This window comes from Arthrobacter sp. MMS24-S77, assembly GCF_054888235.1.
The window spans coordinates 2696177-2714335 of the sequence record NZ_JBTZRN010000001.1 but is presented as its reverse complement, the minus strand read 5'-3'; the positions used below and the strand labels follow the sequence as shown (position 1 = coordinate 2714335).

Below are 18159 nucleotides of genomic sequence, written 5' to 3'. Positions count from 1 at the left end.
GAAGGCGCCGAGCCGACTAGGTTCCGTCCGCCCGGTTAGGAACCATACGCCTGAATCCCCGGAAAAGGACCGTGAGTCCCCTCCGCGCCCGACCCGAAGCCGCGCCCCGGGACGCTGCTTTTGCGAAGCGGAGGTAGAGCGAGGGAACAATGAACAAATTGAGCAGGGTGGACGTGACGAGTCCGCCCAGAATGACCACGGCCATGGGGTGTTCGATTTCATGGCCCGGGATATTGCCCATCACCACCAAGGGCACGAGGGCAAGTCCGGTAGCCAAGGTGGTCATGAGGATCGGGGAAAGCCGTTCCGCTGCTCCGCGCAGAACGAGGGCGCGGCTGAAGGCTTCGTTCTCGTTCCTTTCCAAGTGTTGGCAGTGGCTGATGAGCAGGATGCCGTTGCGGGCTGCGATGCCCATGACAGTGAGGAACCCGACGAGTGAGCCGAGGGAGAGGACCCCGCCAGTGATATAGGCGGCGAACACCCCGCCGACCAGGGCTATCGGCAGTGTCAGCAGCGCGAGTAGGGCCAGCCGCCAGCTCCGGAACGATGCCTGCAGGAACAGGAAGATCAGGGCAAGCGCCGCGGTGGCGAAGATCGTCAGGCGTTCGGTGGCCGCCTCGCGTTCCGTGTACTCACCGAGGAGCTGGACGCTGTAGCCGGGCGGCAGGTCCAAATCTTCGAGGCGTTCCTGTAGCTTGCGGACAACGGTCCCGAGGTCCGCCCCCTTGTCGATAAAGGAACCGACCTCGACGCGGCGGGATCCGTTGGTGCGGTCAATGAGGTTGGGTGTCGGCTGCACACTGACAGCGGCGACGTCGGCCAGCCGGACACGCTGTCCGCTGGGGGTGTCAAGCGGCAATTCTTCGATGCTGGTGACGCTGGCGCGGGTCTCCGGTGTGCTCCAGACCTGCACGTCATAGGCACGTCCGTCCCGGAAGACGTCGCCGACCTCTTCCCCGGCCACGAGTGTCGCGGCTGCCCGCCTGACGTCGCCGGGTTTCAGCCCGTACTTTTGCGCCGCGGCAAGATCCACCTTGACTGTAATCTGCGGCACCTCGACCTCGAGGGACACGTGGGGTTCATCGGTACCCGGGATGTGGTCAAGAATTGTCTTGACCCTTTGGGCCTGGTCCCGCAGCACGTTCAGGTCATCCCCGTAGACCCTGACCAGGATCGGTTCGCTGGCGCCGGTCAGGACCTCTTCGATTCTCTCCTTCAGATAGGTCTGGACGTCGCGGTGCAGGCCCGGGTAGCCGTCGACAACCGTCTGGACAGCTGCCACTGTTTTTTCGTAGTCGGCGTGGCGGTCGATGCTGATCCAGTTTTCGCCGGCGTTGACACCGACGATCTCGTCTGCGGTGAAGGCCTGCCCGATGTGTGTTCCGCAGTTCAGGACGCCGGGCACCTTGAGGAGCTCCTCGCAGCCCCTCTGTGAGATGCGGTATTCCTCTGCTGCCGATGTGCCGGGCTCTGAGACCCAGTGCATCAGGAAGTCCCGTTCCTTGAAGGTGGGAAACAAGGATTGGCCCAGCAGGGGAGCGATCGCAAGGCCCGCCAGTGCGACAGCCCCGAAGCCGGCGTAGCCGTAGCGGGGCCGATTCATGGTCCGGGACAAGGCGGCGTGGTATCCGCGTTTGAGCACCCGGACCAGGGGAGGATCGCGCTGCTCCAGTTTCGCATTGCCCAGCAGAATCAGGGCCAGCGCCGGTGTCACCGTCAGTGCGACCAGCATTGAGGCGAGGACGGCCAAGGTATAGGACACAGCCAGTGGCCGGAAAAAGACACCGGTCAGTCCGTCGAGGAAGAAAATGGGAAGGGCTGCGACGACGATGATCAACGTCGCGTAGACAATGGGACTTCGCATTTCCAAGGAGGCCCTGAGCACCACCGAGGCCGTTGATTCCTCTCCGCCCAGGGCCCGGTGTTGCCTGAGCCGGCGCATGATGTTTTCGACGTCGATGATCGCGTCGTCGACGACCACACCCACCGCGATGACCAGCCCCGCCAGGACCATGGTGTTGATGGAGCTCGCCGTGAAGTACAGCACGAGCGCCGCCGTCAGGAGGGAGAGCGGAATGGCTACGAGACTGATCAGCGCTGTGCGCCACTGAAAGAGGAACGCACCGAGGATCATGACGACCAGCAGGCAGCCCAGGAGCAGTGCGAGGCTGAGGTTGGAAATCGCCTCCTCGATGAAGCTCGCCGGACGGAAGATGGTGGTGTCAAAGGTGATTCCACTCAACCCTGGCTGGAGTTGGCGGAGGGCATCCTCAACTCCCTTGGTCACATCGAGGGTGTTTCCCCAGGGAAGCTTTTCGACGATGAGCATGAGCCCGTGCCCGTTGTTGATGACCGCGTCACCGATGAGCGGCTGGTGGTCCTCCACGACCTTGGCAACGTCGCCAAGGTGCAGCGCGACGCCGTCCTTTTCCCTGATAGTGACCTGCGCCAAGTCCGCGGGGCTCGAAACCGCCTGGACATGCTGGACGCCCATTCTCTGGTTCGGACTGTCGATGAAGCCGCCTGTGCCGATGAACCGGCCGGGGGAGTACTTCAGCAGGCCGGCGTCCACGGCTCCGGCGGTGACTTCCATGACCTCGTTGAGCGATACGTTTTCCGCCTTGAGCCGGTCCGGCTGCACCTGGACCTGCAGCATCTGGAGCCGTTCACCCCAAATTGCGACGTTGGCCACCCCCGGCACCCGGAGCAACCGGGCGCGGATCGTCCAGTAGGAGAGCATGGACATCTCGATCAGGGACCGGTTGGAGGAGGTCATGCCGATCTTCATCACGCGGCTCGTCGAGGACAAGGGCTGCAGCATGACCGGCGGAGCCGCCCAGGTGGGCAGCGCAGAGGTCACTGCCGCCATCCGTTCCGAGACCAGCTGGCGTGCGTTCAGCAGATCGGTACCCTGTTTGAAGACAAGCACGATCGAGGACAGCTGGGGGACGGACTTGGAACGCAGCTCATCCAGGCCGGGCATGCCGCTCAGTGAAGCCTCGATCGGGACGCTGACCAGCTCTTCCACTTCCTGCGCGGTCAGGCCCAGGCAGGCCGTCTGGATTTCCACGCGTGGGGGCGCGAATTCCGGAAAGACATCGATGGACGCCGAGCTCAACTGTACGGAGCCCAACAGCATCACCGCGCAGGCCAGCGCAACAACCACCGTCCTGAATTTGAGGCTGATGCCTATGATCCAACGCATCTCAGTGGGCCGTATCGAATTCCTCGCCGAACAGTTCCTCGGCCCCCAGTGTTACCACCACGGTGCCGACCGGCGGCCCCTCTCGCAGCAAGGCGGCCTCGCCGGCGATGCGCTCGATGTTGACTGCATGGCGGACATAGACACGGAGCTCGGGGTTTGTGTAGACCCAGGTTCTGCCCTGGCTGTCGTACAGGATCGCCCCATAGGGGACGGTCAGCTTCCCCTGCGGACCCGACGCCGCCACCCCGGTTTTTAGCCCAAGCCGTTCGACGGCGCGTTCCGTCAGGGTGATGCGGTGCAGGTCCGTCCCCGGGACTTCTTCCAGGGTCGCCGGGGCGTCTGCGGCAGGCACGGCTTCGGCTTGCGGCTGGGAGCAGCCCGGCAGCGACAGCGTCAGGAACGCGGCGACCACCAGAGCGATCAGGACCTTGGTGCCGTGGCCCCGCTGGGAAGCTAGCTTTTTCATCGTGCATCCTCGCTCTGTGCCCGCAGCAGCGAATCGTTCCGGGTTGGGGGCCAAGGCGCCCGTTCCGGGCCGAATCGAAGCAATAGCGCGGGCAAGACAAACAGCAGGAAAAGAGTCGTGGTCAGCAGCCCGCCCCAGATGATGACAGCGAGCGGTTGGATGATTTCCGTTCCGACCACGCCGCCCAAGAGCACAAGCGGCAGCAAGGCAAGGGCCGTCATCAGGGCCGACATCAGCACGGGGTTCAACCGGTCCCGCGCGGCTCGAACCACGGGCGCGGGTCCGTAGGCCGCGCCGTCCCCGGACCGCAAGCTTCGGGCGTGCCGTATCAGCAGGATGGAACCACGCACGGCGATGCCCAGGACGGCGGAGAAAGCAGGCAGCGAGACCAGGGAGTTGATCCCGCCCGTCATTTGGGCGGCGAGCACCCCGCCGGACAGTGCCGGAATCAGGCCCAGGAAGACCGCTGCGCCCAGCCGCCAGCTTCCCAGCGCCGTCTGGAGAAGCACAAGGATGCCGGCCGCAGAAACCGCCGCCAGCAGCCACAGCCACCGGGCGCTATTCTGCTGCTCTGCGTACTGGGTGAGGATTTCCGCATGGTACGAGAGCGGGAACTGGAGCTGCTGGAGGCCCTTCTCGATGTCCTGTTGCACGTCGTTGAGTGGGCGCCCCTGAATTTCGGCCTTCACATCGATGCGGCGCGAGGTGTCATCGTGCAGGATGACCGCCTCGTTCCCGACCATGTTGACGTGGGCGACGTCGCCGAGGCGTACATGCCCACCGCTGGGGGTATCGATCAGAAGCTCGCGGACGCTGGTAAGGCTGCTCCTGGTCGACGGGGTTCCTTTGACGATCACCGAGAAGACTTTTTGTTGCTGGTAGATGTTACCGACTTCGATTCCCTGCAACAGGGCAGCGGCCGCGCGCCTGACATCGCCCGGGATGACCCCTGCCTTCTGGGCCGCGGCTAGATCAACCTGGACCTCGGCGATCGGTTGTTGGGCGGGCGCGTCGACACGAGGGTTGAGGACGCCGTTGGTCTGGGCCAGGATCTGCCGCACCTCGTCTGCCTTCTGGCGGAGCGTGGCCATGTCCAGGCCGTAAACCCGCACCGTGAATCCGGCGTCGGCGGCGTCGCGGATCTGGTCGATTTTCTGCTGCGCGTAGGTGGAGACTTTGCTGGTGAACCCCGGGTACCCGTCCACTACGCGCTGGACGGCCGCTGCTGTGTCGCGGTAGGAGGCCTCCGGAGAAACTGTTACCCAGAGCTCCCCGGCACTGATGTCACCCACCTGGTCCGAGGTGATGGCGCGCCCGACATGTCCCCCCACGTTGGTCACACCTGGCAGTGCCCGGAGCTCTTGGGCGGCCGCATCAGTGATCCTGCTCATTTCCTGATCCGAGGTGCCAGCGATAGTGCTCCACTGCACCACGAGGGTCTTGTCCGGCAGAACGGGCACTGTCGGGTGACCGGTGGCCAGCTGGGGGGCGAGGGCGAGTCCGGCGAGGGCGATGGCCGCGGCACCCGCGAACACCCAGCGGGCTTTTCCCGCCACACGGCTCAGAGCCCGGCGGTATCCGCTGTGAACCCGGCTCAGGGCGCGGCCGTATCCCCTCTGAACCCGGTTCAGGGCGCGTCCTTGCCGTCGGGTCGCCCGACCGGCGGGCAGGACGAACACCAGCGCAGTGGTTACAGTCAGCGCCACGATCATCGAGACAGCCAGCGCGAGCAGGTAGGAAAGGAGCAGCGGGCCGAAAAGCGCTCCGTCCTCGCCCGGGACGAAGAATACGGGCAGCACAGACAACGCCATGATCAGGAGAGCGTAGAGAATCGGTGTTCGCACTGCCCGCAGGGATCCTGTCACCAAGGTGTCGCTCGACTCCGCGACGCCGGACGCGTCGCCAGCCCTTCTAGCGCGGACTGCACCGTAGAGGTCTTCGGCAACGTCGCCAACGATGACCGCCAAGGCCAGGACCATACCGGCCAGGACCATGGTGTTCATCCCGGTGCCTCTCAGATAAAGCACCAATGCCGCCGCCGTCAGTGAGACTGGAATGGTAATCAGGCTGATGACCGCGGTCCGCCAGGAGCGGAAGAACGCGCCAAACAGGGTGGCTATCAGCAGCAGGGAGACAAGCAGTGCTACGCCGAGCGTGCCGACCTCTTCTTGGATGAACGCAGCCTGTCGGTAGACCGTGGTATCGACCGTGACGCCGGACAATCCCGGCTGGAGGGCATGGAGCGCCTCATCGATGCCTCGGGTCACATCACTCGTGTTCGTCTCCGGGAACTTCTCGATGACCAGCAGCAATTCGGCGTCCTTGCCGGAAAGTGCGTCCCCGATCAGCGGCTGGTGATCGGTCACGACGCGGGCGACATCGCCCAACACCAGCTTTCCGGCCGGCCCCTCAAGGCTGACTTGGCCCAGATCCTGGGGCGTGGTGATCGGCAGGACGTGCTGAACTCCGAGGCGCTGGTGGGCGGTCTCCAGGAAGCCGCCGGTGCCGGGGGTGGACGCCTCGAGGTAGCTCAAGGGGGACACCCACACGGCGTTGCCCGTGGTAGCGATGACCTCGTCAAGCGTTACGCCCTTGGCCTCAAGTTGCTCAGGATCCACCAGAACCTGAAGTTGCTGGTCGCGGAGGCCCCAAATAGCGACGTTCGCTACGCCGGGCACCGCCAGGATGCCGGGTTTCATGGTCCAGCGGGCCAGGACAGACATGTCGATGGCCGACATCCCTTTGGAAGTCAGCCGAATCATCATGACCCGGCTCGTCGATGAGAGCGGCTGCATCAGGACGGGCGCCGCAGACACGTTTGGCAGCGCGCGTGCCTGGGTGAGACGCTCAGACACAAGCTGGCGGGCCCGGAAAAGGTCGGTCCCCGGTTTAAACACCATCTCGATGGACGAAAGGCCCGGAACGGATTTGGAATGAATGGACTCCACCCAGGCCACGCCGTTCAACAGGTCCGCTTCCATGGGGGAGGTGACCAGCTGTTCGACTTCCGCGGCGGAGAGCCCCAGGGCCTCAGTTTGGATCTCAACCTGTGGAGGGGCGAATTCCGGGAAGGCATCCACTGCCATGGCCGGCAGGCTCGTGAAGCCGAAGCCCAGGATCCCCACCGCCAATGCCAGGACCAACAGCCGGAACTGGAGTACCCACCGGAGGATCGTGCCCATCACGGCCGGTACCTCGCCGGAGTGATGGAGAAACCACGTCGGGGAGGAGACACTCCAGAATCAATTTCCGGTAAGTGCCCGTTGGAAACGTTAGATCCCCGGTACCTGTCCACCACGCGGCTCCTTGGAGCAGTGCCAAAGCGCCCCCAGACGTGTACGTCAATAATGAGCCTCGGGCAAACCCCGGGTCAACGCTCCATGCAAGGATTCTCAGGATAATGACAGGGAATTTTCCGTCTTTTCATAAGTGATAGTGGTAGGCGCGCTCTCTAGCCGCCGGAGCTCAGCGTCGCAACTTCCGCGCGGGGCGTTGTTCCATAAACGCTCGCGCTGATCTGGTAAGCGTGCCCGTCCAATTCCAGTGCCTGCTGATTGATCTCACTCAGCTTGGAGTCTGCGAGCGCTTCCGCTTTGACGAGGTCCAACGATTCCTGGTCCACACCACCAACCGCTGCGACTTTCACCAGCCCCGTGCCCGCTGAATAGAGTTTTTGCTGGTGGCCCACAGACGGTTCCAGCGGGTTGTACTCATCAACGACCAGCACATCGTCGTAGCACGCGGCGGGGACGCATACCCTCTCGTGCTGCTTGAAGACAGTTCCACAATCCAGGAACCCCACGTCGGGTGCATGGGCCTGCACGTACCCGGGCGTACCGGTCAGGGGCTGATCCTGCATGGCGATCCCTGCCTGGGCATTGGAAATGCCGTGAATGAAAGTGCGGGGCGCGCCGGTGAAAGTGCCGTTTTCGTACTCTTCCGGGTACTCCCCGAAGAGCCAGACCGCTCCCTTCTCCGTCTGGGCAAAGAAGGCTAGCTCCGACTCCACCAGCTGCCCGTCGAAGTAGTCCCGGTCCCACATCACGAGGGTCTTCACGCCGTCTATGACCTTTGTCAGTCCGGTCACGGAGTGGACGACCGTGCGCTCGGAGGTGCCATCGGCACTCTTGACCGTGCCCTTCGTCGTGAACTGCATGCCGGGCTTCAGCGGAAACCACTTGTTGTCTATCTTGGGCGTCGATTGGAAGGCGGAGCGGTCAAAGTGGATGGCGGACCCCGCTCCGCAGAGCTCTGCGGCGTCCGAGGTCATGGTCGGGATAGCAGTTGACGAAGCTGACGCCGACGTCGGCCCTGTGGGCGTCCCCTTTGACGTGGCCGTGGAAGGCGTACCGTTTGGCCCGGAACACGACGCCACGGCGGACATTGCCAGAAACAGCGCCAGTGCGGAACCCAACGCTGCTAGTCGTTTACTTGGCTGGAACATCTCGGTGTCCTTTCACGTGACCCGGCGATGAGGTAATTGTGCTCCGGCAGGCGCAGAAAAAGAACAGACCGCCCTTACCGTCTAATCGGCGGGCGTTGCCTACCGCGGGCCCAGGGCCCAGAAGGGTTAGCGCTAGCGAGGTTCCCTAGGCAAGCCGGGGGGCCGGCGGCGTCTGGGGTAGAGAGCCCCGAGCCCCGGGCTCCAGGGGCCCTCCCGCCGTCGGCCCCGTCCAATGCCGGTCCCGGAGGGCCGGCTGGTCTGTCTCAAGCCGCGGATGTGTTCCTGTGTTAATTCAACATCTTTCCCGGCCCTGAGGCACGAGTGCCGCCTACTCGTTTTCCTGGCACAGGCGGCCAAACACACGGACAGCCCTACGTAAGCAGCGCGTTCTCCAATTCCGCGTCCACCCGTGCCAGCTCGGCAAGAAGCCGGGTCAGCAGCCCGATACCGGATTGACCACCGTCCTTGCGCCCCAGATCCTCTAGTTCCTGGCACAGGGATGCAGCACCGGTGGCCCCGATATTGGCCGCTGCGCCCTTGAGTGTGTGGGCTGCCTGTTCGAGTGCGACCCCGCCGCCATCATCCAATGCCTGATGAAGGGCAGCTACGCTGGAGGGGGCACCCCGCCGGAAGGCTTCCGCAGCTGCGGGCAAGAGCCCACGCCCGTCCGCCGGACCTAGTTCACGAAGAACGGCGAGACGTCCCGGATCAACCGCCGGCGTTTCAGCCTCGGGAGTGCCTCCGCGGGGAACCCACCGCTTCAGGGCTTCATCCAGGGCAGCCAGATCGACTGGTTTGCTGAGGTAATCATCCATGCCGGCCGAGAGGCAGCGCTCGCGGTCTTCGTCCTGGGCTCCGGCGGTCATGGCGATGATGGGCAGGCGCACGGAGCGATTCTCCCGTGCCCGAATGCTCCTGGTGGCTTCGAAGCCGTCCATGACGGGCATGTGGCAATCCATGAGCACAGCCCCATAAGAGCGGGCGGCGATGGCGGAGACAGCCTCGGCGCCATCGGCGGCTACCTCGGCTTCGTAGCCCAGTTTGGCAACCATTTCGCAGGCGACGAGCTGGTTCACCTCATTGTCCTCCACCACAAGAATCCGGCCACGGGAAGGTCTGTCCGGCCTCGGCGGCCGTGCAACTGCGGACGCTGGTTCGGTCGCTGGGTTGCCAGCCACCAGCCGCATCAGGCGGTCGTAGAGTTCAGAGCCGCGTACGGGTTTCGTGAGCCATTCGCTGATTCCCGCATCAGTCATATCGGTCTTGGATACCTGGGACGCGGACGTCAGCATCATGAGCCGGATGCCCCGCAGGGCAGGGTCGCTCGAAAGCTCGTGGGCAAGCTCGAGGCCGTCCATGTCCGGCATGCACATGTCGAGCACGGCAATGTCGAAAGGTTGCCCAGCGGCGGCTGCCGTCCGCGACCGGTCGAGGGCCGTGCGCGCGTCGGCCACCGCGTCCAGCCGCAGCCCCCACGTGTTCAATTGCGATTCCAACACGAACCTGTTGGTGGCGTTATCGTCAACCACCAGCACACGCAGACCGGTCAGCAGGCCCGCGGCCGGAGGGTCGGGAAGCCTCCCGGGTTCATGAGCCAGCGGCAATCGGAGAGAGAACCAGAACGTGCTTCCCTCACCCGGGGTACTGGTCAAACCGATTTCTCCGCCCATCACTTCCGTCAGACGCCGGCATATGGCCAGCCCCAGCCCGGTTCCACCGTACCGGCGGGTGGTTGAAGCATCCGCTTGGGAGAACGAATCGAACAAGCGCAGATGATCCGCGGGATCGATACCGATACCGGTATCACTGACTTCGAACCGCACGAGCGCGCTTCTTGCGTCCTGGTCCTCGACGTTCACCCGAATGGCTACCTCACCGGACGCGGTGAACTTTACGGCGTTCGAAGCCAGGTTCAACAGGATCTGCCGGATCCGGCCTGCATCACCGGCCAGCTGCGCGGGAACATCGGGGTGGCAGTACGCGATGAGTTCCAGGCCCTTGCCTTGAGCCGCTTCGGCCAGGAGCGCGGCAACTTCCTCCATCAGGTATTGCGGATCGAAGGATGTGATGTCCAGGTCGATTTTCCCCGCTTCCAGCTTCGAGAAATCCAGGATGTCGTTTATGAGGGTCAACAAAGCTCCGGCAGCAGTCTGAACCCCTTCGGCGTATTTGCGCTGTGCTTCATCGAGCGGTGTGTCCAACAAGAGCGTTGTCAGGCCGAGGACTCCGTTCATGGGTGTACGGATCTCATGGCTCATCGTCGCGAGGAACTCGGACTTCAACCTGCTCGATTCCAAGGCTGCTTCCCGGGCTGCCAACAGTTCCGCTTCGGCGGCACGACGAGCGGTAATGTCCTGCCCGATGGTCGCAATTCCGATAACCCCGTGTTCTCCGCGGATCGGGGAGACCGTCAAGGACACGGGCACGATGGACCCATCCTTACGCACCCGGTCTGTCTCGAAGCTACGGGCCTGTCCGCCATTCTGGACAGCGGCCAGCACCTCGTCCTCGGCCTGGAGGTGGTCCGGTATGAGGAGCCGGACGTTGTGCCCAATCGCTTCAGCGGCAGTGTATCCGAACAGTTTCTCGGCCCCGGGGTTCCAGCTGGTGATGAGGCCCTCGGGCGTCATACCGATAATCGCGTCGGCCGAGGACTCGACGATGGCGGCCAGGCCCTCCACTTGGGCGAGCGCCTCCCGTGCCTGGTCCTGTGCGCGCTGCCGGGAAGTGACGTCACGGAAACTCCAGACCCGTCCCACGATTTCATCCCCGACCAGTTGGGGCCGGGAATACCGCTCAAACGTCCGCCCGTCACGGAATTCCAACATATCCAGGCTCTCCGCCCCCGGATCGGCGTACAGTTCCTGGACCTTGCCTATGAAGCCGTCGGGATCCGTGAGCTGATCCAGGACGAAACCCAGCAGCCGGCCGTCGTCGTGGGACTCCAGAAGATCCGCCGGGATGCCCCACAACTCGGCAAAGCGCTCGTTCGCCCCCGCAATTGTCCCGTCTGCCGCGACAACCAGAATGCCGTCCGCTGTCGACTCCAGGGTGGCACTGAGCAGGGAGAGGGCATCACGGAGTTCCGCGTCAACGCGGCTGCGGTCACTTACTTCGCGGATGGAGGCGACGAGCTGCATGCCGGGTCCGTCGCCGAGGGGAGCGAAGCTGACCTCAATGGGAAACTCGGTGCCGTCACGGTGACGGCCGAACAGTTTCAGGTCAGATCCCGCACGGCGTATTCCCGGATCACTTGCAAAGAGGTCTCGGATGGCGCCACCGTGGCCCTTGAACCGCGCCGGAAGCAGCATCTCATAGTGCCTGCCCAGCAGCTGGCTGCGTGAGTAGCCGAAGAGTTGCTCTGTGTAGGCATTGCCGAACGTGATCTGGCCGTCCTCGTCGATCAAGAGCAAAGCATCCGGCACGGCCTCAACGAGGCCCCTATAAGATCCGACGCGATCCAGCGGCCGCATTTCGTTTGTCATTTCGGCCCCCAGAGCTGAATAGATGACAAGCCCGCCCACATCCGCGGGCGCCTGGGTGTGCCGGTGTGGCTTTCCCCACGGACAGATTATCCGGGAACCGGCCCGAAAGCATCACAAAATTGCCATGTACTTACGGCGCCGTCGTGAGTCGGCGTGCGTCGGAGCTCGGGGCGTCTACAACCACCGTTGCCGCTTCGGGAACGGGATCCGGTCCAGGTCGTTCGCGGCCACGACGGCGGCCCTGCCGGACCGCGCGCGGGCCTGCTCCTCGAGCAGGCTGACGTCTGTGTAACGTGACGAGAAGTGGGTAAGGATGAGCATGCCCGCTTCGGCGGTGGCAGCCAAGGCCCCCGCCTGCCCAGCGGTGAGGTGGCGGTACTGCGCTGCGAGGTCGCCGTCGTCGTCGCTGAAAGTGGACTCAGCCACGAGAAGGTCCACCCCCTCGGCGAGTTCCTCAGCACCGGCGCACGGCGCCGTGTCCATCACGAAGGCAAAGCTCTGTCCGGGCCTCGGCACGCTCACGTCTTCCAAGCGCACGCCGCCCAGACTCCCGTCCCTCTGGAGGACGCTGACATCCGGTCCGGTTATCCCGGCCGCCGCAAGCCGCTCCGGCAGGAGGCTGCGGCCCTCGGGTTCGACAACCCTATAGCCGTATGTCTCGATTCGATGGAGCAGCGGGCGCACCTCTACTCCTGCGGCGACAGGACCGGCGCTCGCATGCGGATGAAGCCGAAGGTCGATCCCGGGAGACGCAACAGCCACGAGGGCTCGGATCATGTCCTCGCCGGACGCGGGATAGTGCAAGTGGATTGGATGCTCCACTCGGTCCAGAGCCATGCGCGAAAGCACGCCCGGCAGCCCGAAACAGTGGTCGCCGTGGACATGGGTAATACAGATACGCGTGATCTGGCTGGCCGAGACACTGGCTTGGATCATCTGCCGCTGGGTGCCTTCTCCGGGATCGAAGAGCAGGCCCTCGCCATCCCAATGGAGCACGTATCCGTTGTGGTTGCGGGTCCTGGTGGGGACCTGGGAGGCGGTGCCGAGAACCACGAATTCACGCATGGAACCGAGTGTCTCACTACTTGGCGGCTACACCCATCATCTTGGGCGCCCCGTAGTGCCCTTGCCCGGTGACGGCCTTGGGAGGAAGATATGCGGCAAACCCAGGAGGCCTTTCGTGACCCAGCTTGGCAAATTCGAGAAGTACCTGGTCGAGGAATTCTTTGACGACTACCGTGCCGGAGAAATGTCCCACAGTGCGTTTATTCGTCGGGTGGCATTCATTACCGGGAGCATGGCCGGGGCTTCGTCAGCGATGCTGCAGCTCGGCTGTGCGCCGGATGAAGTCCCGCGCAGCACCGACCCCATGCCAAGCCCCGCGGCTTCCTCGGCCCAGCCGCCAGGGGGCGCGGCCTTAGGCGCAGCGAGCGCAGGGCCGGTACCGGGGGCGAAGAGTCCGCTGTCCGTACCTGAGGGCACGTCCGGCCTTGTGACGGCCACCGTCAGGTTCCCCTCCGGCGGAACCGAGATCGGCGCCTACCTTGCCAGGCCCGCGGGGGCTGACGCGGGACCGGCGGTGCTCGTCTGCCATGAGAACCGCGGACTTACCCCGCATATCCAGGACGTGGCGCGTCGTTTTGCCAAGGCCGGATACGTCGCCTTGGCACCGGATCTCTTGAGCCGGGAGGGAGGCACGCGAAGCGTAGACCCTGATGCCGTCCCGGGAGCGCTGGCACGGGCAGGAGCTGAGCGCCATGTTTCCGACTTCTCCGCCGGTTTCGATTACCTCCGGTCACTGGATTTCGTGGACGACGAGCGGATCGCGATGACCGGCTACTGCTTTGGCGGCGGCATCACCTGGCAGGCGGCGACCGAAATACCCCGACTGAAAGCCACAGCGGCCTTCTATGGCCCAGCGCCCGAACTGGACAAGGTTCCATCCATCAAACCGGCCGTCTATGGCGTCTATGCAGAACTCGACCAGCGCATCACCGGCGCAATGCCCGCACTTCGGGATGCGCTCGCAGCCACCGACGTCCGCCACAAGCTCACTGTCTATCCCGGCGTCGACCACGCCTTCCACAACGACACGAGCGAGCGCTACAACAAAGCGCAGGCCACTGCCGCCTGGCAGGACACGCTTTCGTGGTTCGGTGAGTACGTCTGACCAGACACTATTGCGAAAGAATGTTCGCATGAGTGACGCCGCCGAGTTCATCGATGAGGCACTACGCCGTGAGAGCTCTTGGATCCGTGCAGGGGACGCACAGGCGCGACTGGGAAACGGGCTCCGCCATTACGGGTCCTCGATCGGGGCTATCCGTGGAACGGTCCGCGACACCCTCCGCCGCTACCCGCAACTCAAGCATGACGAGGTCACTGCGTTGAGCTCGGAATTGTGGGAGGCTCCTGTTTTCGAGCGTCGGTTCGCGGCAGTCGTCCTGCTGCAGTCCAACGTCCATCTGCTGACGAATACCGATCTAACGCGCCTTGAGGGCTTTGTCCGTGAAGGAAGGCTCCGCGAACTGGTCGACCCGCTAGCGGTTGATGTGATCGGGCCGTTGATTACCGGACTGGAAGGGCAGGCCAAGACGCGGGCTGAAAGCGTTATGGATCGGTGGGTGCTGGAGCGTGACGAGTGGCTGTGCCGCGCCGCCCTGATGTCACCGCTGAGGGCGCTCCGTGCCGGGGGAGGCGACTGGGAGGCGTTTGTACGCCACGCCACGGCGGGGCTGGACGCCGCTCGGGAAATGGGCAGAGAGGCGGAGGTGGTCAGAGAAGCGGTTTACGCCGTGCTGAATGAGGTTGCCAAGAGACGGCCTGAGCTGCAATTCCCCTCGTCGCCTGAACACGAATTATTCCGTCATTAGCTCCTCGGGAAGCTGGTGTTGTAGCGGTACATGAAGGCCGCCATCGCGTCCCGGTTGACCGCTGTGACCGGCCGATATGTCCTGGTGCCGTTGGTTTCCGTCCACCCCGTGGAGATTCCCGTGGAGGAGAGCCAGGTGATTTCCTTGTAGAACGGACCTTGTGGGGAAACATCGGTGAAGGGGGAAACGGCCGGAGGTGTGAAGGCAGGACTGTGTGCGAAGCGGTACATGAAGGCAGCCATGGCATCGCGGTTCACGGCCTGCAACGGGCGGTACGTCTTGGTCCCGTTTCCTTCGTCCCAGCCGGTGGAGATCCCTTGGGACGCCAGCCATGAGATCTCTTTGTAGAACGCAGTTTGAGGCGTCATGTCGCTGAAGGGCGAAACGGCCGGGGGCGTGAAGGCGGGACTGCCGGCGAGGCGGTACATGAAGGCGGCCATGGCGTCCCGGTTCACGGCCTGCTGCGGGCGGTACGTCTTGGTTCCGTTTCCTTCGTCCCAGCCGGTGGAGATGCCCTGGGAAGCCAGCCAATTGATCTCGGTGAAGAACGGGTAATTGGTAGGGACGTCAATGAACGGACTCGACGCCGGTGGCGGTGGTGGCGGCGGTGGCGGCGTCGATTGCCCCAGCGCCTGGGCCACTGTCTTGACCGAAGTCGTTCCGTTTGCGGTCCGCGCAGCCAGCCACGTGATGAAAGTGTCAAAGAGCGTCGGGCTGATGGTCAGCGTGGGATCCGTTCCGACCGCGATGTGGTGGAAGGTCAGCTCAAGCCATCCGCCGGTGCTTTCGGCATTGGTGACCAGATCCTCCAGGTTCTGCAGGGTCCAGGTGCTGTCTACTTCGTCCGGAGCCTTGGTGACCAGTGGGTTAGCCGGAGGGAGCGTCTCGGCGAACGGGCAGCTTGGGCAGCTGGCGGGTGAACGGATGTCGCCCAGGCCCCGTCCGCTCGCAAACCCGCAGTTCTTGACCTCAGTCTGGACGGCCGCGTTTTCCGCGGCAAACGGATAGGCGAAGTTGTTCACCTGGAATCCCCAGCTTTCCAGCGTCGACTTGCCATTGCAGATTTCCGCGCTGGCGGCCGCAGGTGCGAGGGTGGTCAGATCCGGGTGGGTAACGGTATGGCCACCGATCTCATTGCCGTCGCCAGCTATGGTTTGGAGATTTGCCTGGGTCAGGTAGCTGGGGGTGCCTATCCAGCTGGTGGTGATGAAGAAGGTTCCCACCAGCCCGTGGGCCTTGAGTACCTGTTCGGCAGCGAGTTGATTGTCGTTGCCGTCATCGAAGGTCAGGCTTACGACAGTCAGGGCTGCGGCACGCGCGGGAACGGCGATTCCGCCGAGGGCCCCCACGGTGAGCAACAGGACGCCCAAGATGGACGTCAACTGCTTGTTCTTGCCTGGGTTGTGTACGCGGCGGGACCCGCCAGTCGGCCGGCCCTGCTTCTTGAAATGCCGTTGTAACCAGCGCATGGCTCCTCCAAGAGACGAGGGCCCCCAGGCGCGTATGAATGTAGGGTACGCCCTGAATCCCGCAGGTTGAACACAAAAGACGGGCAAGGGCCGAATTCACAGCTTGCATTCAGGTTCCGTGGCAGGGGTACGTCCCGTGGCTGCGACGTTTGCCGGTTCGTCGGCCAGTTCTGCCTCAAGGAGCTCGATGCTTGGCAGGCTTGACGCGAGTTCCTCCGGCAGCGATTCGATGATTTTGCTCTGCCATTCCGAGACACCGATGGGCAGGTTGATTCCCCGCAGCGCGTACTCGGCCACCACGTTGTTCTTCTCCTTGCAGAGCAGGAGACCGATGGTTGGCTTGTCATCCGGATGCGCCAGAAGATCGTCCACAGCTGACATGTACATGCCCAGCTGGCCGACAAATCCGGGCTCGAACTTCACCGCCTTGAGCTCGATCACAACATAGCAGCGGAGCTTCAAATGATAGAAGAGGAGATCGGCGAAGAACTCATCGCCGTTGATCTCCAATCGGACCTGCTCGCCGACAAATGCGAAGCCTTGACCCAGTTCCAGGAGGAACTTCTCCACATGCTGGACGAGTTGAAGCTCCAGTTCCCGCTCATTGCGGCGGTCAGTCATGGCGACGAAGTCGAAAACATAGGGGTCCCTGGTGGCTTGTTGGGCAAGGTCCGAGTCCGCCGGCATCATGGTGGTTTTGAAGTTGGTAATCGCTTGCCCGGAGCGCTCATGGAGACGGGTTTCGATCTGATGGGCAAGAACGTTGCGGGACCAGCCGTGTTCGACGGCGGCCGCTGCGTACCAGAGGCGGGTCGCGGCGTCGTCGAGCTTCTCAAGCAGTGCGATCTGGTGGTACCAGGGCAATGTTGCAAGCGGCGCTTGCAACATTGGGAACTCCGGCCAAGCTTGCGCGAAAGCCTTCATATAGCGGAGGTTCCTTGGGGAGAATCCCTTGGAACCAGGGAACCGGGTTTGTATGTCCGCTGATAGGCGGATGACGACTTTCGAGCCCCAGCCTTGCTCGGATTCCCGCTGTGCCAGCTGCAGGCCGATGGACCAGTAGGACGCGAGCAGCGCCCTATTCGCTGCGGAAATGGCCCGTGAACGTCCTGCGCTGACTTCCTTGGAGACCTTGGCGAGCAGCTCGGGGTACCAGTCCGGCATGGAGGTGCGCGCCGGGGGAGCCGTGAACGACGCCTCTGCTGCCGCCGTCGCGGTCTGTTCCGGTTTTAGTTCTTGACTTTGCACTGGCGATCCCTCAATTTAGGCGACTATGTACGGCGACGCGGTCCGGCGACCATTTCGTCGAACGTATGGGAGGGGGCTGACAATTTAGGAGCTGCGGCGTGCCACCGCTCGGCCAGTTGGATGGGCCACCTGCAAGCTGTTCCCACGGCAGCCCAACACTCGTAATCTGATCCTGGGAGGTGGTTCCTGTGGAAGCAGCCCAGGGAGATCGGATCATCATTCATGGCAGAACCGTCGGGGCGTCCGACCGGCATGGCGAGATCATCGAAGTCCGCGGTGCCAATGGTGCGCCGCCGTACTTCGTGCGTTTTGACGACGGACACGAGACCATCCTGTATCCGGGTGGCGACTTCACCGTCGACCACACAAGAAGGGCGACCTGACCCCGGATCGGCCGTCTTCGCAGGTGGGATAAGGTAAGACTTACCTGCTGAGAAGACCGGGGGAGGGCAACGCGTGGACCAGATCCTTGAGCTGCCCTTTGAAGTGGCGCTGGGCTCGCTTTTCGCCGTGGTGATGGTCCGGGTCAACGCCACCTATTGGGTCGGGCGCGGCGCCGCGGCGGGAGTGGAACGCACGCGTTTCGCTGGGGCCTTGCATCGCCCCAAAGCAGCCAAAGCACAGGTTTTGATACAGCGCTTCGGGCCCTACGCCGTCGTACTGACTTTCCTGACGATCGGACTCCAGACTGCCGTCAACCTGGCCGCCGGGGCCGCGAGAATGCCGCTCCGTCGGTATCTCCCTGCGGCAATGGCCGGTTCTGCGATCTGGGCCTTCGTCTACGCGACCATTGGGCTGGCCGCGATAGATGCTTGGCTTGCCGTCGTGGCAGCTTCCCCTTTGGCGGCGGTTCTCTTGGTCCTCGCCCTTGCCGGGCTTGGTGTCTGCATGGTCATCTGGCGTCGACGTCGGGCGGCCGTGGCGCCAGAAGATACAGTGGTCTGAGTTCCACTACCGGACGGCGAAAGG

Annotated in this window: 12 protein-coding genes and 1 pseudogene; 4 read left to right on the top strand and 9 right to left on the bottom strand. The window is 63.6% G+C overall.

All coding sequences use genetic code 11. The annotated features are described in order from the left end of the window. Nucleotides 1-16: 16 nt before the first annotated feature. From ACX5I4_RS12380 to ACX5I4_RS12355, 6 genes are all read right to left on the bottom strand, one after another. The gene (locus tag ACX5I4_RS12380) at nucleotides 17-3205 is read right to left on the bottom strand and encodes an efflux RND transporter permease subunit (RefSeq protein ID WP_461836925.1); all 3189 of its coding nucleotides are present in this window, start codon (nucleotides 3203-3205) and stop codon (nucleotides 17-19) included. Nucleotide 3206: 1 nt separating this feature from the next. Then, nucleotides 3207-3671, bottom strand: a complete 465-nt coding sequence (locus ACX5I4_RS12375; RefSeq protein ID WP_461836924.1) for a hypothetical protein — start codon at nucleotides 3669-3671, stop codon at nucleotides 3207-3209. Next, on the bottom strand, nucleotides 3668-6853 hold the full coding sequence (locus ACX5I4_RS12370) for an efflux RND transporter permease subunit (protein WP_461838712.1): 3186 nt from the start codon (nucleotides 6851-6853) through the stop codon (nucleotides 3668-3670). The genes ACX5I4_RS12375 and ACX5I4_RS12370 overlap by 4 nt, the downstream gene beginning before the upstream one ends. Nucleotides 6854-7122: 269 nt before the next feature. Beyond that, nucleotides 7123-7941 (bottom strand): hypothetical protein, encoded by an 819-nt coding sequence (locus ACX5I4_RS12365; protein ID WP_461836923.1) that lies wholly within the window; start codon nucleotides 7939-7941, stop codon nucleotides 7123-7125. Between the two features lie 545 nt (nucleotides 7942-8486). Next, on the bottom strand, nucleotides 8487-11600 hold the full coding sequence (locus ACX5I4_RS12360; protein ID WP_461836922.1) for a PAS domain S-box protein: 3114 nt from the start codon (nucleotides 11598-11600) through the stop codon (nucleotides 8487-8489). A gap of 174 nt (nucleotides 11601-11774) precedes the next feature. Then, nucleotides 11775-12665 carry a ribonuclease Z gene (locus ACX5I4_RS12355; protein WP_461836921.1) on the bottom strand — a complete coding sequence of 297 codons (891 nt, stop codon included), beginning with the start codon at nucleotides 12663-12665 and terminating at the stop codon, nucleotides 11775-11777. 115 nt (nucleotides 12666-12780) lie between these two features. Between ACX5I4_RS12355 and ACX5I4_RS12350 the strand changes: the two genes are divergently transcribed. After that, nucleotides 12781-13770: a dienelactone hydrolase family protein gene (locus ACX5I4_RS12350; protein WP_461836920.1), complete on the top strand. Its 990-nt coding sequence runs from the start codon at nucleotides 12781-12783 to the stop codon at nucleotides 13768-13770. A 28-nt stretch (nucleotides 13771-13798) separates the two neighbouring features. Beyond that, on the top strand, nucleotides 13799-14473 hold the full coding sequence (locus tag ACX5I4_RS12345) for a DNA alkylation repair protein (RefSeq protein ID WP_461836919.1): 675 nt from the start codon (nucleotides 13799-13801) through the stop codon (nucleotides 14471-14473). Here ACX5I4_RS12345 and ACX5I4_RS12340 read toward each other — a convergent pair. The 3 genes and pseudogenes from ACX5I4_RS12340 to ACX5I4_RS12330 all read right to left on the bottom strand — a co-directional run bounded on the left by ACX5I4_RS12340 (nucleotide 14470) and on the right by ACX5I4_RS12330 (nucleotide 17190). After that, nucleotides 14470-15192 (bottom strand): S-layer homology domain-containing protein, encoded by a 723-nt coding sequence (locus ACX5I4_RS12340; RefSeq protein WP_461838711.1) that lies wholly within the window; start codon nucleotides 15190-15192, stop codon nucleotides 14470-14472. The two genes, ACX5I4_RS12345 and ACX5I4_RS12340, sit on opposite strands and share 4 nt — an antisense overlap. Before the next feature lie 240 nt (nucleotides 15193-15432). Next, nucleotides 15433-15942: pseudogene (locus ACX5I4_RS12335) on the bottom strand (polysaccharide deacetylase family protein); the annotation flags it as partial. A 96-nt stretch (nucleotides 15943-16038) separates the two neighbouring features. Next, complete coding sequence (locus ACX5I4_RS12330) at nucleotides 16039-17190, bottom strand: PDDEXK nuclease domain-containing protein (protein ID WP_461836918.1); 1152 nt, start codon at nucleotides 17188-17190, stop codon at nucleotides 16039-16041. A gap of 188 nt (nucleotides 17191-17378) precedes the next feature. Here ACX5I4_RS12330 and ACX5I4_RS12325 point away from each other — a divergent pair, with 188 nt between their 5' ends. Next, the gene (locus ACX5I4_RS12325; protein ID WP_461836917.1) at nucleotides 17379-17573 is read left to right on the top strand and encodes a DUF1918 domain-containing protein; all 195 of its coding nucleotides are present in this window, start codon (nucleotides 17379-17381) and stop codon (nucleotides 17571-17573) included. Nucleotides 17574-17646: 73 nt separating this feature from the next. Further along, entirely contained in the window at nucleotides 17647-18135 is a 489-nt protein-coding gene (locus ACX5I4_RS12320) for a DedA family protein (RefSeq protein WP_461836916.1), read from the top strand. Nucleotides 18136-18159: the final 24 nt, after the last annotated feature.

Coding starts and splice junctions, on each gene's coding strand:
- ACX5I4_RS12380 (WP_461836925.1), bottom strand. CDS start 3,205: ATGCGTTGGATCATAGGCATCAGCCTCAAATTCAGGACGGTGGTTGTT.
- ACX5I4_RS12375 (WP_461836924.1), bottom strand. CDS start 3,671: ATGAAAAAGCTAGCTTCCCAGCGGGGCCACGGCACCAAGGTCCTGATC.
- ACX5I4_RS12370 (WP_461838712.1), bottom strand. CDS start 6,853: ATGGGCACGATCCTCCGGTGGGTACTCCAGTTCCGGCTGTTGGTCCTG.
- ACX5I4_RS12365 (WP_461836923.1), bottom strand. CDS start 7,941: ATGACCTCGGACGCCGCAGAGCTCTGCGGAGCGGGGTCCGCCATCCAC.
- ACX5I4_RS12360 (WP_461836922.1), bottom strand. CDS start 11,600: ATGACAAACGAAATGCGGCCGCTGGATCGCGTCGGATCTTATAGGGGC.
- ACX5I4_RS12355 (WP_461836921.1), bottom strand. CDS start 12,665: ATGCGTGAATTCGTGGTTCTCGGCACCGCCTCCCAGGTCCCCACCAGG.
- ACX5I4_RS12345 (WP_461836919.1), top strand. CDS start 13,799: ATGAGTGACGCCGCCGAGTTCATCGATGAGGCACTACGCCGTGAGAGC.